The 15,824-nt window shown below is 37.0% G+C and carries 11 protein-coding genes; 8 read left to right on the forward strand and 3 right to left on the reverse strand.

The window, feature by feature from the left end:
• The first annotated feature begins 143 nt into the window (after positions 1-143).
• The 8 genes from ureE (at position 144) to HG267_RS35280 (ending at position 10,221) form a co-directional block, all read left to right on the forward strand.
• Positions 144-584: an urease accessory protein UreE gene (gene ureE / locus HG267_RS35245; protein ID WP_045870705.1), complete on the forward strand. Its 441-nt coding sequence runs from the start codon at positions 144-146 to the stop codon at positions 582-584.
• Positions 565-1,251 (forward strand): urease accessory protein UreF, encoded by a 687-nt coding sequence (locus HG267_RS35250; protein WP_045870706.1) that lies wholly within the window; start codon positions 565-567, stop codon positions 1,249-1,251. The genes ureE and HG267_RS35250 overlap by 20 nt, the downstream gene beginning before the upstream one ends.
• A gap of 108 nt (positions 1,252-1,359) precedes the next feature.
• Positions 1,360-1,962: an urease accessory protein UreG gene (gene ureG / locus HG267_RS35255; protein WP_045870707.1), complete on the forward strand. Its 603-nt coding sequence runs from the start codon at positions 1,360-1,362 to the stop codon at positions 1,960-1,962.
• Between the two features lie 230 nt (positions 1,963-2,192).
• Complete coding sequence (locus tag HG267_RS35260) at positions 2,193-3,626, forward strand: FAD-binding domain-containing protein (RefSeq protein WP_045870708.1); 1,434 nt, start codon at positions 2,193-2,195, stop codon at positions 3,624-3,626.
• Between the two features lie 398 nt (positions 3,627-4,024).
• A complete protein-coding gene (locus HG267_RS35265) occupies positions 4,025-5,188 on the forward strand; it encodes a phosphotransferase family protein (protein ID WP_045870709.1) in 1,164 nt (387 codons plus the stop codon).
• A gap of 24 nt (positions 5,189-5,212) precedes the next feature.
• A complete protein-coding gene (locus HG267_RS35270; RefSeq protein ID WP_045870710.1) occupies positions 5,213-6,325 on the forward strand; it encodes a T3SS effector HopA1 family protein in 1,113 nt (370 codons plus the stop codon).
• Between the two features lie 48 nt (positions 6,326-6,373).
• Positions 6,374-9,589, forward strand: a complete 3,216-nt coding sequence (locus tag HG267_RS35275) for a type 2 lanthipeptide synthetase LanM family protein (RefSeq protein WP_045870711.1) — start codon at positions 6,374-6,376, stop codon at positions 9,587-9,589.
• Between the two features lie 422 nt (positions 9,590-10,011).
• Positions 10,012-10,221 (forward strand): hypothetical protein, encoded by a 210-nt coding sequence (locus HG267_RS35280; RefSeq protein WP_045870712.1) that lies wholly within the window; start codon positions 10,012-10,014, stop codon positions 10,219-10,221.
• Between the two features lie 113 nt (positions 10,222-10,334).
• Here the strand turns inward: HG267_RS35280 and HG267_RS35285 are convergent, their stop codons facing one another.
• From HG267_RS35285 to HG267_RS35295, 3 genes are all read right to left on the reverse strand, one after another.
• Positions 10,335-11,072, reverse strand: coding sequence for a peptidylprolyl isomerase (locus tag HG267_RS35285; protein WP_045870713.1), 738 nt, complete (start codon positions 11,070-11,072; stop codon positions 10,335-10,337).
• Between the two features lie 56 nt (positions 11,073-11,128).
• The gene (locus tag HG267_RS35290) at positions 11,129-12,637 is read right to left on the reverse strand and encodes an HlyD family efflux transporter periplasmic adaptor subunit (RefSeq protein WP_045870714.1); all 1,509 of its coding nucleotides are present in this window, start codon (positions 12,635-12,637) and stop codon (positions 11,129-11,131) included.
• A gap of 453 nt (positions 12,638-13,090) precedes the next feature.
• The gene (locus tag HG267_RS35295; RefSeq protein ID WP_045870715.1) at positions 13,091-15,814 is read right to left on the reverse strand and encodes a peptidase domain-containing ABC transporter; all 2,724 of its coding nucleotides are present in this window, start codon (positions 15,812-15,814) and stop codon (positions 13,091-13,093) included.
• Positions 15,815-15,824 lie beyond the last annotated feature (10 nt).

The following is a 15,824-nucleotide window of genomic DNA, read 5'->3' on the forward strand; positions in this document are numbered from 1 at the left end:
ATACAACAGATTCGATGTTTATGAGGTACAGCGACTAATTGAAAAAGTAATGAGTAATAAGTAAATTTCCTGCTCATTACTCATTACTCATTACTCATGATGTACCTCACTTACTTCAAAAGTGCTGTATATTTAATTTATTTATGTTGACCTTTACCCAACTTAAACCACCTAATTCCGATGCTGTAGTTAGCTTAACTTTACCTCTCACAGCCGAAGAACGTGCCCGTAGCCGTCATCGTTTTGAAACAGAAGATGGTCAGGTGGTATTTTTGCGTTTACCTAGAGGTACAGTACTGCAAGATGGTGATATTCTCCTAGAAGAAACGCAAGATATTTTAATGAGAATTAAAGCAAAACCAGAACCAGTTTTGACAGTTTTTGCTAACACACCGCAGTTATTATTAAGAGCCGCATACCATTTAGGAAATCGCCATGTTCCTGTAGAAATTACAATTAATTATTTACGCTTATCTCACGACTCAGTTTTACAAACAATGTTAGAACAATTAGGGCTAGAAATTAAAGCAGAAATTTTACCATTTCAGCCAGAACAGGGAGCTTATGGACATCACGCTCACTGATACCTCTTTTTTAGCTATTTTGCAATTAACTAGCCCAGCTTTACCAGTGGGAGCATATAGTTATTCGGAAGGATTAGAAACCTTAGTTGAACAAAATACTATTACCAATCAGCAAAACCTGCAAGACTGGTTAGCATCCCAGCTACGTTATGGCGCAATTCGCATAGAAGCGGCTGTGATGCTCAGAGCTTATAAATCAGCGAAAATCGGAGATTTAGCTGCATTAGCCTCTTGGAACCATTGGTTATCTGCTGCTAGAGAAACCACAGAGTTACGCGCTGCTAGCTGGCAGATGGGGCGATCGCTCATGCAATTACTTGGTAAACTACAACCAGAAATTTTACCGATGGTGAATGCTGTGGGTAATCCTAGCAATTATGCGATCGCCTTTGGCATTGCAGCAGCTCATTGGCAAATCAACATTCAAGCTGCTGTACTAGGATATCTGCATAGTTGGGCTAGTAATTTAATTACAGCTGGTGTCAAGCTGATACCTCTGGGACAAACTACCGGACAGCAATTATTGCTAGACTTACAGCCATTATTAAATATTGCCGCAGTAGAAATTTTAGCTTTAGAAGATGATGAACTCGCCTGTTGTACTTGGGGCTTATCCCTTGCTAGTATGCAGCATGAAACGCAGTATACAAGGTTGTTTAGGAGTTAGGGAGTGGGAGATGAGGGAGACAAGGGGACAAGGGGAGAATACCAATTACCAATTACCCAATGACAAATGACAAATGACAAATAACAAATGACAAATAACAAATGACAAATGACAAATACCACATTTCGAGTCGGAGTTGCAGGCCCAGTTGGTTCGGGGAAAACTGCGTTAGTAGATGCTTTATGTAAGGCGTTGCGCGAACAGTATCAAATTGCTGTAGTGACCAATGATATTTATACTCAGGAGGATGCACAGTTTTTGGTGCGTTCTCAGGCGCTAGCAAGCGATCGCATTTTGGGTGTAGAAACGGGGGGTTGTCCCCATACCGCAATTCGCGAAGATGCTTCGATGAATTTGGCTGCAATTGAACAATTAGAGCAGAGATTTACTAATTTAGATTTAGTATTTTTAGAAAGTGGTGGCGATAATTTAGCAGCTACATTCAGCCCGGAATTAGTAGATTTAACCATTTATGTCATTGATGTCGCGGCTGGTGATAAAATCCCTCGCAAAGGCGGGCCAGGTATTACAAAATCTGATTTATTGGTAATTAATAAAATCGACCTTGCGCCCTATGTCGGTGCAGATTTAAATGTTATGGATAGAGATGCTAAAAAAATGCGTGGCGATAAACCCTTTATTTTTACTAACTTAAAAACTCAACAAGGACTAACAGAAGTAATTGAATTCGTCCGCAAACATATAGCCTAAAATTAATATGAAAAAAATCTGTAAATCACCCAGCACATACCAAAAACAATAACTCCATTACCAATTACCCAGTCCCCAATCCCCATTACCCCTTATCCCCAGAGGGGGCCCCGAGTTCCCCAATCCCCAGTCCCCATTCCCATTCCCCAATCAAGAAATTTATCGGCAGAATGATGCTGATATGTACACGAGACTATAAGCTAGTACAAGCGAACTATTAAAATAATGGAATGTCTGACTTAATTCTATTTTGGCATCGCCGCGATTTAAGGATTTCTGATAATACAGGACTAGCCGCAGCCCGCAAACAAAGTCCTAAGGTAGTAGGAGTATTTTGCCTCGACCCGAATATTCTCCAACGGGATGATATTTCCTCGGTGCGGGTAACTTATATGATTGGCTGCTTACAAGCATTACAAAAGCGCTATGCGGAAGCTGGTAGCCAGTTGTTAATAGTTCATGGTAATCCCATGCAAGCAATTCCCGCCTTAGCTACGGCGTTAAATGCCAAAGCGGTATTTTGGAACTGGGATGTAGAACCCTATTCTCAAGAACGCGATCGCACTATAATTGATGCGCTCCAAGAAAAAGGCATTGCATTTTTAGCAGAAAACTGGGATCAGATACTGCACTCACCAGCAGAAATTCGTACAGGTGGTAATGCCCCTTACACTGTTTATACCCCCTTCTGGAAAAATTGGATTAGCAAACCCAAAGCTAAACCAGTAGAAACTCTGCAAAATGCCGAAGGGTTAACAGCTATTGAACAAGAAATTGCCCAGCAAACTGGAGCAATACCACTACCAACCGCCAAAGATTTAGGATTTATTTGGGATGGCGGATTAGTTCTTCCCCCAGGAGAAGCCGCAGCGCAAGAAAGGTTAGAGGAATTTAGCGCTAGTGCGATTAATGAATACCAGGAACAGCGGAATTTTCCGGCGGCTATCGATGGTACATCACAGCTGAGTGCAGCTTTCAAATTTGGCGCGATCGGCATTCGCACTGTTTGGCAAACTACCCTAGAAACGCTAGAAAATAGCCGTAGCGACGAAACCACAACCAGCATCCGCACATGGCAACAAGAACTAGCATGGCGGGAATTTTATCAACATGCTATGTATCACTTCCCGGAATTAGCTGAGGGTGCTTACCGCGAAGCCTTCAAAAGCTTTCCTTGGGAAAACAACGAAGAACATTATCAAGCTTGGTGTGAAGGCAGAACAGGCTACCCCATTGTCGATGCAGCCATGCGCCAATTAAACGAAAGCGGCTGGATGCATAATCGTTGTCGGATGATTGTTGCTAGTTTCCTGACTAAAGATTTATTAATCAGTCCGCAATTGGGAGAAAAATATTTTATGCAGAGATTGATTGATGGGGACTTATCTGCCAATAATGGTGGTTGGCAATGGAGTGCTTCTAGTGGCATGGACCCTAAACCTATACGCATTTTCAACCCAGCTAGCCAAGCCCAAAAATTCGATCCAGATGCCGAATATATCCGCCAATGGTTGCCAGAATTGCGGTCTATAGATACTGAATATTTAGTAACTGGTAAAATCACACCACTAGAACGCCGTGCGGTGGGTTATCCTGACCCCATTGTGGATCATAAGATTCAGCAACAACAGTTTAAACAAATTTATCAACAGCAAAAAAGCTAGCTTGAAAATGGGCATAGGGCATGGGAAAGACAGATTTTCATGGCAAGGTTTATGCCAAAACCTAGCGTAAATGACTAAGATGAAGAATTAATACTAATTCACCAAAATTCTAGATTTTGTGTAGGGGTTTAGCAATGCTAAACCCTATATCTGAGGTGGTATGAAGTGCGATCGCATCAAAATAGGACATAAATATTATAGTAATCATTCTAGATAATCAATATCTCTACTCATGAAGATATTTTCTAGGTAAATTACCCAAAATAATATGTTCAAACTAGATTTTTTTTGTCACTTTTAGAATTTCACAATTCTAGAAAAATATCAAATCCTTGCAGAAGATAGTAATTAACAGCAGTAATCTGCTAAATGCAAAATCTGATATTTTTCAGTTACCCATGACCTTTTTATTAAATTCTCAGAATGTCTGCGATTATTTAGCTAGACATAACCTTTGTTCTCCAAGCGAAACAAACCAGATTGACATAGAGTTAAAATCTGCTAAAAATTTTAATTTATTACTAACACTGCCAAATCATCAAAAGCTGTTAGTCAAGCAAGAACGGCATAATCACGAAGGGAAAGCATCGGGAGAATTTTTAAGTGAGTGGCGCATTCAAGAATTTGTACAAAAATTTCCCGAATTAAATCATCTTCGCCCTTCTCTACCAGAAATACTGCATTATGATGCAGAAAATTCCATTCTGGTAGCAAGATATTTAGACGATTATCAAGATTTAATAGAATTTTACACCAAAGAGAAAATTTTTGATAGTAAAATCGCTGCAGCAATAGGTAATTTCTTAGCTAATATTCATCGTCATACTTTCAACCATCAAGAATATCAGGCTTTCTTCTCGGTTGGTTCAGATGATTCTTACACAGAACAAGTAAGAAGAATGGTTCAGTATTTAGAAATAATAGAACCAGAAATTTTTGGTTTAGTACCTGCTGATGGTTTAAAGTTTTTTGCCTTATATCAACGTTTTGATAGCTTAGGAACAGCTTTGAAGGATTTGAGTAATGCTGTAATTCCTTGTTGTTTAACTCACAATGATCTCAAGTTAAATAATATATTAGCTCATCAAAATTGGCAGCAATCAACTAACAATATTATCCGCATAATTGATTGGGAACGTTCTGCTTGGGGAGATCCCGCATTTGATTTAGGAACACTAATTAGCAGCTACGTCCAATTATGGCTGGGTAGCTTAGTTATCAGTAAATCTTTGAGTCTGGAAGAATCTCTAAGTTTAGCGATGACTCCCCTAGAAAAACTTCAGCCTTCAATTGCGACATTAACCCAAGTTTATTTGCAGACATTCCCAGAAATTTTAAAACACCGTCCTGATTTTTTGCTGCGTGTGATGCAATTTACGGGTTTTGCTTTGATTCAAGGAATTCAAGCAATGATTCAGTATCAAAAATCTTTTGGCAATACAGGTATTGCCATGCTTCAGGTTGCTAAAAGTTTATTATGTCGTCCAGAACAGTCTATACCAACAATTTTTGGTGCGATTGGTACAAGCGAATTAATTCAGCAAACTGCTTTAACTGCTTAATAGACTTTTTATCATTCAATCATTATGCAATTACTTAATTCTCCTCAAACTCAGCTTCATCCTAATATCAATCAGCGCTTAGTCAATGTTCTGGAAGATATTGTTAAAAATATTGAAATTCGCTCTGATTTTTCCATTCGCCATCCAGATTATCAACCCTTAGAAGTACCTGCTGAAGCTGTTGAACGCTTTCAAAAATTTTCTGTAGAAATGCAGCAAAAATATCTCAGTTTACAATTGCGAAGTTTTCTTTATGGTATTTATTACAACGGTTCAATGCGAAGTGAACTAGCAGCAGATAAAAAAAACAATAATTTACCCTTAGATTTAGAAAATAATACAGTTTTAGGGGTAGATGTAGTTTTTTATAAACAGTTGCACGAAAGTAATTCTGGAGAGGGATATTTTCAGTCAGGATGGTCAATATTAAAAGAACAGAGTGATGTTAGATTAATAGTTAGCAAGGGTAGTTTGAAGCTGTACATTCAACGGGATAAACATTTACCTCCATCTCATACATCTGCTGTTGTTGGTGATTTAGTTCCGATTAAAATGCCAAAAAATATTGTCCAAAACGGCTTTTACATGGCAGTTGGTAATGCTGGATTATCTCGCCATAGTGCAGGAAATCTACAGATTGTGCGGATATATTTCAATCTCACCCCAGCAGGTGCTATTGCTGTCATGGGTAACATAACACAGCATTTAAATCAGATAAATATACCTTTTCAATTTAAAGTTTTGTACCATCCCAAAGATTATAATCGCTACGATTCTGGAGTCTTGTATTTCGACAAAAGTGATTATGAAGTCTTGAGCAAATCATTAAATAGGATTTATCTGGAAAATCGTGAACACTTTAAATCAGAAATTCCTCTATTCACCAAGGAACTAGCACCAGGTTTAGGTTTAGCAGAAGAACCAAATCAAAAGTTTGCCGAACAAGAAAGTTTTGGGATGAATCGCTGTCAGATAATTGCCAATGGTTTAATCACCGCTTGGTATCAAGGAGATAATTCCCCTCAAAGACGGATACAAGCAATTCAAGAGCAATTTTTGCAGCTAGGAATTGATTTAGAACGTGTTCATCTCAATGCTAACTCTGAAGATATTTACCAAGTCTTAGCAGTATCTTAGCGAATGTAACTAACAATTATTTCACTGAATTTTATCGAGAATAATAAAATGAAAATATCTGACTCAAAAATATCCCAAATAGTTATTAACGCTACTTTCTTGTCTGAAAACCTCAATACTAAAGGTTATCAAAATATAAATTCTCAGCAACTTGATCAAAACCTAATTGAAAAACGTCTGCAAAATTGGTGTAAAGCAATTGGCGGAGAAGAAAAGCTAAAACAACGTCTTCATTGGGATGGATTAGATTTAAATACCGTGCGTCCCTTGTTAGTAACAGCAGATTTTGGTAAAGATGATAAATTACCAGTTTGGGCAGAAACCCTAAAAGAATTAATTGAAAGTGGTATATCTTTACTAAATCTAGAAGCAGCAGAAAAATTACCCCTTGATTCCCAAAAACCTTTACCTTTTGAAGATTTTTATTTTCCATTTATCTTGGTAGCACGCCGTAAATTATCGGCAGCATTATCTGCAAATCATGATTTAGAATTATTAAGTAAAAAAGCATATTTAACCTTAGAATATAGCTTACTGCAACAACTAGTAAGTTTAGGTACCGAAACATTATTATTTGAGTTTGATAAATTGCGCTCAAATCAAGATAATCATATAGAAGAAAATGACAGTCGAATTCTGTATGTTCAATTCATTCAAAATATTCTTGAAGATGGAGGATTAAAGTTTTTTGAACGTTACCCCGTTTTAGCAAGACTAATTGCCATCAATATTAATTTTTGGGTAACTAATACCACTGAATTTATCCAATGGTTACAAGCTGATATCTCAGAAATTGAGCAGACTTTCTCTGAAGATACAACCCTGGGAAAAGTCCAAGAAATAGAAACATCTCTCTCAAACCGTCATCGTGGTGGACGCAGCCTTTTAGCCATTACCTTTGATTCAGGGGTCAAAATTGTCTATAAACCTAAAGATTTGAGCTTAGATGTAGCTTTTAATAATTTACTAGATTGGTGTAATCAACAAGGAATATCTTTACCATTTAAAACCACCAAAATTATTCAACGACAAGAATATGGCTGGGTTGAATTTATTGCTCACCAACCTTGTGAGAATCAAGCCGCAGTCAAAAACTTTTATAAAAGAGCAGGAATGTTATTATCACTGCTGTTTGTATTAGGTGCTAAAGACTGTGGTTCCGAAAATGCGATCGCCAATTCTGAATATCCAATTCTGATTGATGCTGACATCTTAATGCATCCTATAGTTAAAAGCAATGATGAATCAGAAGACTGGTTTCAATATTCTATTCTAAAAGCGGGATTTTTACCTGCTTGGGAAGGTAATACATTCTCAGCCAATGCTCAAGATTCTAGTGTATTAGGCAATATTTATCCCCAACAAGTTAATGCTTCTAGAGAGTGGAAATTTATTAATACAGATGGAATGCATCTAACTTCTAAAACAGCAATTATTCCTTCTGGTACTAATGCAGTAATTTTAGAAGGTAAACCTGTTTCGCCCAGGAACTATGTAGAGGAAATTGTCACTGGTTTTGAGGAGATATACCGCTTATTCATCAAAAATAAAGAAACTTTGTTGGGTCAATATAGCCCTCTATCAACTATCAAATCATTAAAATCTCGATTTATCCCTCATCCATCCATACTATATGCTATCGTCGCTAAAAACAGTCTCAATCCTCAATCTTTACGTAATGGACTAGAATATAGCATTGTAATTAATAGCTTAATTGATACTTTTAGCCGTTCTTTGCTAAAAGTTGAAGCAAATCCAGAAACTTGGGCAATTTGGCAAGCAGAAACGAAGCATTTACTACAGCAAGATATTCCCTATTTCTCTGTATGCTGTAATAGTGATGACTTAAAATTTGAACTAGACTATCCAATCAAGCACTTTTTTCAAACATCGAGTTACCAAAGGTTAATTACTAAACTAAAAAATCTTAATGAACAGGACTTAGCACTACAAATTAAGTTAATTCGGTTGAGTTTTGATGCCAAGTTTGCTCATTTGTCAAATAACAATACTGCTTTACAAGGGAATTTTCCTCAATTTGAATCACTTACTCCTGAAGAATTCCTACAAGAAGCTGTAGAAATTGGCAATAGTCTTGTCTCCAATGCGATTTGCAACTCTAACGGGTGTAACTGGATTAATTTCGATTATATGTTTAAGCCTAATCGCTACCAAATCAAGCCGTTAGATAATTCTTTATACCAAGGGCGTGCTGGAGTGAGTTTGTTTCTAGCTGCCTTAGCCAAAAATACAGGTAAAAAAGAATTTAAAGAAGTAGCATTAGCTGCTTTATCAAATTTCCATAAATCGCTAAAAAAAGCAGAACCTTGTCAGGAAATACAGCAGTCAGAATTTGGTATCTTGGGTATCGGTGGTATTATCTATTGTTTATGTAAAATTAGTGATATTTTACAAGAATCAAGCCTGATAGAAGACGCTTATGTAGCCGCAAAACTACTGACAAAAGAGGTAATTGCTACTGACAAAAAGCTGGATATTATGTGGGGAATAGCAGGAGCAATTCCAGGTTTATTAACTCTTTATTATCAAACTGGCGAGCAAACGATATTAGATATAGCAGTTGCTTGTGGTCATCATTTATTATCTCAGCAAAGTGCTGCTACCTCTAAAGCATGGTTAACAATAGATAGTAAAAAATATTTAACTGGTTTTTCTCACGGAGTAGCAGGCATTTCTCTTTCTCTATTACGATTATACGCTGCTACAGGAGAAATAGCTTTTTTAGTAGCTGCAAAAGAGGCTATTGAATATGAACGTAGCATCTTTGAAAAATCATCTCAAAACTCACATAATTTCCATTTCTCAGAACAGAAAACTGCTATCGAATTCTTGCATAGTTGGTGTCATGGAAGCGCTGGAATTGGATTAGCTCGTTTAGGTGGTTTATCGATTATACAGACAGAAGAAACTTTATCTGAGATTAATCTAGCTTTAGAAACTACCTACAATTATGGAGTACCCAGTACAGATATAGACAATCTCTGCTGTGGATATATGGGTAGAGCAGAACTGTTTGTCTTAGCATCCCAAAAACTCAACAAACAAGAATGGCTAAAAATTACTAGACAACAGTCTACATCGGTAGTAAAAAAAGCAAAACAAAGTGGCCAATATGCTTTGTCATCTCATTTATCAAGTTCTATTTTAAGACCTAACTTTTTCCAAGGAAGTGCAGGCTTAGGTTACCAGTTATTACGTTTAGCCTATCCCGAATCTTTACCTTCTATTCTGATTTTAGAGTGAACAACATCATTCTTCTCTGCAACTTGTAATTAAAACAGAAATTTTCATCTATCAGCACAAGAAAATCTTGTGCTGATTTTTGATATTTTTAGCTAATAGACTTCTCCCTAGATGAATGTAGAGAATTAAACATAACGTCTCTCTAACAGTTACAAATAATAAGCAGTATTTTCATATTTTTTTAAACTTGCACAATAATAGTGACAAAAGTGATTTATTTCCAAACTTGTAATACTGGCATTTTTTCTAAATAACGAGACTACTACTGGCTTTAATAGTAGCAAAAGTGTAATTTTTATGTCTTGAAAACCATCTTGTTTTTATTGTTTTTAGTAATTTTGACAGATATCATAGGAATATAAATCAAGCAGAAATGATTTGATTTATCAGTAAACTTAAAACATCGTTGAAGGTAAAATCTAATGGCTAATATCAAAGTACATGACCTGATGAATCTAAACCTTACTGGTGCTGATTTATTTAGCGATTCAGAAAGCTTTATGAAAGAGCTAAGTGGAGAGGATGAACAAATATTTGGTGGTGCTATACCAGTCATATGTGTCACTGGTACTTGTAGAAAGTCTACAATAATCTGTCCTGTATCAGATCAAACCATAGTTTATGCAGTTTAAGCTAGTTATTGTTAATCAGAAAAAGAAATAATCTAACGGACAAGAACTAGTAGCCTTAATCTTCCAACAAAATTCGGATTTACAAGATAAATCCGAATTTTTAATTTTAAATTTTATTCTAAAAATTTAATAATTTCAAACTTATTCATTTGCTGCTTTATCCACTCAACAAAAAAGTCTGACATAATTTGATAACGTAACTTCTCACTTAATTCCGGTTGAATAATCTCTTCAAGCATAATTAAATGTACTCCCTTTGAAGTAATAATCGGCTTAAGAAGTTGGGGAGAATTAGCAGCAAACACAGCAGCAGAAATTTCTGGCTTTAAATCCTGACGATTAACTTTTCCTCGATATCCACATTTGCGACGTAGTTCTGAATCTTGGGTATATTGGTGAGCTACATCATAAAAACTAGTTTCGCCTTCTTTAATCGCATAAAATAACTCCATTGCTAAATCTTCGTCATCCAAGATAACTTCATATATAACTGCACCAGCATATTCTAGTTGATTTTCAAAAAAATAGGGTTCAACTTTATCTGCAAACAGATGTTGAGCTAATTTATTAGCTAGTAAATTATGGTAAACTAACTCTTCAAAATCATCTAACGATAAAGCGTGTTTGTCCAACCATTTCCAAGTATCTTCAGATGTTTCTAGGGCATTCATTAAACGGAAATTATCTGCTGCTTCTTGCAGTTCTTCAGTCTCTACTTGAATCCCTATCTCTGATACGGTGGTTTCAATTATCTTATGGGTAATAATCTTTTCAATTAAATCAGGAATTTGGCGGTATTGTTTGACAATATGTAGAATATCTTGGTTGCTGATTGTGATGGTTTGTGACATAATTTTGCTCCACAAATAACTGACGGTTACACAAATATCGGATGAGCTACTAAGTTTTAGCTTCCTTGTTGTAACTGTTTGAATGGGTCTAGTAAAAAGTCAATAATCCGACGCTGACGCACAATTACTTCTGCGGTTGCTGTATCGCCAGGACGTAAAGGTGTACATTTATTTTTACTAGGTATACAATTACTTTTCAGGGCAATTTCTAAATTATATGCAGCGATTTTTCCATTAGGTGTATCGATTTCTGATGTGGTTGGGGAAATATCTAATAACTCGCCTTCAATAATTCCATAATCCTGGAAAGGATAGGCATCAAATTTAAGTTTCACAGGCAATCCTTTGCGTAAAGAACCACTTTCAGATGTGGGCATTTGTGCGCGAAGAATTAACGGTGAATTTTCGGGAGCAATTTCCGCAACCATTGTTCCAGGCTGAACAACTGCACCTGGACGCTGAATTGGGAGTTGAAATACTCTCCCAGCAATGGGAGATTTTAAGACTCGTTGCTGTAATTGCAATTGCAAGCTGTTTATTTGACTATTAGCTTGAGCAATTTCTGCTTGTAACGTTGTCATTTCTGTGTCTAAGTTCTTTAATTGTTCCTCACTTTTAAGTACTGCTAGTTTTCCAGAATGAGTTAATGCTTGATAACTGCGTTTTTGTTCTTTTAAGCGTAAATATGCTTGTTCAATTTCTGCCTTGGCTTGGCGAATTGTGCGCTGATAACTACTTTGTTGTTCGGCTAGGCGGAGATTAGCTTGTTTGATATCTGATTTGCTTTGTTCGTATAATCTCTGCCTGTCTTTGGCGATATCTTGCTTATCAACAACATTAATTTCGGGAATAGCACCGGCTTGTTGAAGTTGGTTGTAGCGTTCTACTTCTCTTTGGGCGCTGGCTAGACTATTTTCTAATAATTTATTTGCCGTTTGAGTTTGTTCAATAGTTTGTCTTGCTTGATTAACTTGGGTAATTTTTTCGGTTTGTTGAATTTCGTAGGAGTTTTTTAAAGCCGTTAAATTTTGCTGTGCTTGCTCAATTTGGGCTTGTTTTTCTAACTCTTGAGCCTGGTTTTGTTGGCGTTGAGTGGCTAAAGAGACGATGATTTGATTTTTCAGCAGATTTAATTGCGATCGCCTGTTTAATTGTCCTTCTAATTTCTCCTTACTTTGGCGCAAATCAGACTTAACTAATTCTGCATCTAATATCATTACAGGTTCTCCAGGTTTGACTAAATCTCCTTCTTTAACGGGGATAGAAGTTACCGTTCCTGGTACTGCACTATCTAACTTAAATGTTTTACCTTTTGGTTCAAGTCTTCCCCTAGCTGTACCAGTTTCATCTACCTTAGATAGCATTGCCCAAGGCAGAGAAATAGATATAAAACTGAGCAAAAAATACAGCATTCCCCTTGTCCAAAGTTGGGGTAATTCATCAAGCAAATCTTTAGTATATTCAGACCAATCATCAGGCAACTTATTTATGTTTGCAGTTGATTTGTCTTGCTTTTCGTAGTCATTGATGGTGTTTGCTACTTCGCTGTTGAATATCTCGGACATAAGGTCTTTTTTGTTTTAAATTTGCAATTTATGGCAATTCTATAGCCCAATACAGTTATGCTAAAAACATAGTAATTGATTTGCCACTTGTGGAAAAAGCTAGCTCAATTGGGGGATTCTCCCCCAAACCCCCTCCAAAATTATTGTTCTGTTTTTTTGTTGAGTAACTAGTTTTTTGGTTTTGTTGTCAATTAGTTTTCTTAACTGAACTGTATTGTCCTATAGCCATCCGGTTTGATTTGGAGAAAATGCTTGCTGAGACTATTTCAATTTAATAATGAGACAAAGATATTGGTAGAGGTTTTAGCAATGCTAAACCTCTACGAAAAATATATTTGCATCAATATTTTTGTAATTAGTATTAGAAATTAAACTGGGAATAAAGATATACTAAGTTTTTCTCAAAAATCAAATATTTGAAAATATCATGCTTGATTTTTAGAGATGCTCAATTTAGGCTGATGTATCTAATTGTTGTTGATTGAGATAGAAATAATGCCCACGGTTTCTCATCAACTCGTGGTGAGTTCCACTTTCAATTAACACACCTTTATCTAAGACCAAAATCAAATCCGCATTTCTGACTGTTGAAAGACGATGGGCAATTACTAAGGTAGTTCTTCCCTTAAGAATTGTATTAAAATTCTTCTGGATAATTCTTTCTGATTCTGTATCTAAATGAGAAGTTGCCTCATCAAAAATTAACAATTGGGGCTTACCTAATAAGGCTCTAGCTATGGCAATTCTTTGCCTTTGTCCTCCTGACAACATCCCTCCACCTTCCCCGATTTGAGTTTCATAACCCATTGGTAACTTTTTAATGAACTCATCAGCACCAGCTAAAGTAGCTGCTTCGATGATGTCTTCTAATTTTGTGCTTGGATGTCCTAAGCTAATATTTTCCCGAATCGTACTACCAAATAAAAAGGTATCTTGGTCAACCACTCCAACCTGTTGACGTAAGGAACGTAAGGAAATACTGGTAATATCACATCCATCAATTAATATTTTCCCATCACTAGGGGGATATAAGCCTAAAACTAACTTAGAAATCGTAGTTTTACCCGAACCACTGCGACCTACTAATGCTACCATTTGCCCTGATTTAATGTGAAAACTCAAATTTTCAATCACATTAGTATCACTTTCTAAGTTATAGCGAAAGGTGACATTTTCAAACCGGATATTACCTTGAATTAAAGGTAAGCTTTGTTTGATTTGATGTTGCGAATTTTCCTCTGGCTCTGTATCTAATACATCATTAATGCGTTCCATTGCAATGAAAACTTCTTGTAATTGGTTCCACAATACTGCTAAACGTTGAAAAGGAGCAATAATAGTCCCTAACAGCATATTAAATGCCACAAGCTGTCCAATCGTTAACTGATTCTGAATTACTAAATGTGCCCCAAACCATAGTAAAACTGTAGTGGCAATTGCTTGAATTGCATTACTAAAAATTTGCAAGCGATTGCTAATAACTTGTCCAGAAAAACCCGTTTTAATTGCCTTGTGCAATAACTCTTCCCAATGCCAACGTACTGTTTGTTCTACGGCTGTAGATTTAATTGTCCGCACCCCAGAAATAGCTTCAATGAGATAACTGCTTTCTTGGCTATAAGCACTAAATATTTCCCGAGAAATCTTCTTTAAAAATGGTGTGGAAATCAACGCCAGCAAAAAGAATGGTGGTACAATTACCAAGGAAACTAATGCCATTTTCCAACTGTACCAAAACATTAATCCTACATAGATAAATACAGTGAGTAAATCTAAGAGGATTGATAATGCCTCACCAGAAAGAAAGCTTTGAATTTTGCGGTTTTCTTGGACACGGGAAATTATATCTCCAACATAACGAGTTTCAAAGAAACTTAAAGGAAGTTGTAGGGTATGACGGATAAATCCGACAATTAAAGCGACATCTAGCTTGTTGGCTGTGTGGTCTAGTAAATATTGACGTAAACCTGTTAGTGCTACTCGAAATAAACTAAAAATTAGCAATCCTAAACCCACAGCCGTTAAAGTTAACTCAGAACGCTGCACTACCACTCTATCGAGAATAAACTGGGTAAATAAGGGGGTAATTAGTCCAAAAATTTGGATAAATAAGGAAGCTAAAAATACTTCTAGCAACACCAAGCCGTGAGGTTTAATTAACTCAAAAAATTGCCAAAAGGGTGTTGTACTCTCTTCCCTATCTTTTAACAGGGCTGTGGGTTGCAGTAGTAGCGCATATCCAGTCCAATCTGCTTTAAATTCCCGGTGAGTGAGGGTACGCTGACCAATGGCTGGGTCTGCAACTATGACATATTTTTTGGTGATTTCATAGACAACTATATAATGTTTGCCCTCCCAGTGAGCGATCGCAGGTAATATTTGCTTGGCTAATTGGTCGAGACTAGCTTTTACGGGTCTGGTGTTAAATCCGATACTTTCGGCTGCAATTGACAATCCGCGCAGAGATGCACCGTTGCGGTCAACATTGGCAATATCTCGCACAAAATTGACACTAAAGCGCTTTCCCCAATAACGAGACACCATCACCAAACAAGCTGCACCACAATCTGAGGCACTCTGTTGGGCAAAATATGGATAGCTTTTGGTGACGCGTTGCCATAAATGCCCGACTCTTTGTGTAGGGTTGGGAAAGTAGGCTTTGCTAATCTTTTTCTGGGAATTACTGGCTGGTGGTGGGGAAGAACTTGTGACGCTTGGCTGTTCAACAAGCTGGGGAGATGGGGTTTCACTGTCAGACCTAACAAAGAGGGAATTTTTTGCTTGTGCTTGGGTAAGTAAATGTGCGTAAATTTGCGGAAACTTGTCTATCAATGGTGACAGGGCTGCATCGCCAAGAAAAGCCAGGTGTAAATTAACACTGGCTCTGGCGGCATAAGCTTGAAAACCAGCCTCTCGAAACAAGGTAAATTCCCCAAATGATTGTCCTACTTCCAAGGTTGCAATCAATTCACCCGCATCATCGAGTAATCTGACTTTACCTGCAAGTACAATGTAGATACCTGGTTCAACATCTGTTCCTTGCCAAAATTTTCCTACCTTGGGAGTAAGATATTTAACTTGTTGAAGGCAGTGCTGTAAGTCTTCTGAGGAGAGGGAATCACCCAAGACACTGCATAGTTGCTGCACAGACAGCGACTCTGAGATATATTGCGCCATGAAATTCTGA

The sequence above is a fragment of the Tolypothrix sp. PCC 7601 genome (assembly GCF_025677855.1).
GTDB lineage: Bacteria > Cyanobacteriota > Cyanobacteriia > Cyanobacteriales > Nostocaceae > Aulosira > Aulosira diplosiphon.

What these genes read in the sequence shown, in the direction of transcription:
- HG267_RS35265 (WP_045870709.1), top strand. Translation starts at nt 4,025, where the DNA reads ATGACCTTTTTATTAAATTCTCAGAATGTCTGCGATTATTTAGCTAGA.
- ureG (WP_045870707.1), top strand. Translation starts at nt 1,360, where the DNA reads ATGACAAATACCACATTTCGAGTCGGAGTTGCAGGCCCAGTTGGTTCG.
- HG267_RS35260 (WP_045870708.1), top strand. Translation starts at nt 2,193, where the DNA reads ATGTCTGACTTAATTCTATTTTGGCATCGCCGCGATTTAAGGATTTCT.
- HG267_RS35275 (WP_045870711.1), top strand. Translation starts at nt 6,374, where the DNA reads ATGAAAATATCTGACTCAAAAATATCCCAAATAGTTATTAACGCTACT.
- HG267_RS35270 (WP_045870710.1), top strand. Translation starts at nt 5,213, where the DNA reads ATGCAATTACTTAATTCTCCTCAAACTCAGCTTCATCCTAATATCAAT.
- HG267_RS35290 (WP_045870714.1), bottom strand. Translation starts at nt 12,637, where the DNA reads ATGTCCGAGATATTCAACAGCGAAGTAGCAAACACCATCAATGACTAC.
- HG267_RS35285 (WP_045870713.1), bottom strand. Translation starts at nt 11,072, where the DNA reads ATGTCACAAACCATCACAATCAGCAACCAAGATATTCTACATATTGTC.
- HG267_RS35250 (WP_045870706.1), top strand. Translation starts at nt 565, where the DNA reads ATGGACATCACGCTCACTGATACCTCTTTTTTAGCTATTTTGCAATTA.
- HG267_RS35280 (WP_045870712.1), top strand. Translation starts at nt 10,012, where the DNA reads ATGGCTAATATCAAAGTACATGACCTGATGAATCTAAACCTTACTGGT.
- HG267_RS35295 (WP_045870715.1), bottom strand. Translation starts at nt 15,814, where the DNA reads ATGGCGCAATATATCTCAGAGTCGCTGTCTGTGCAGCAACTATGCAGT.
- ureE (WP_045870705.1), top strand. Translation starts at nt 144, where the DNA reads ATGTTGACCTTTACCCAACTTAAACCACCTAATTCCGATGCTGTAGTT.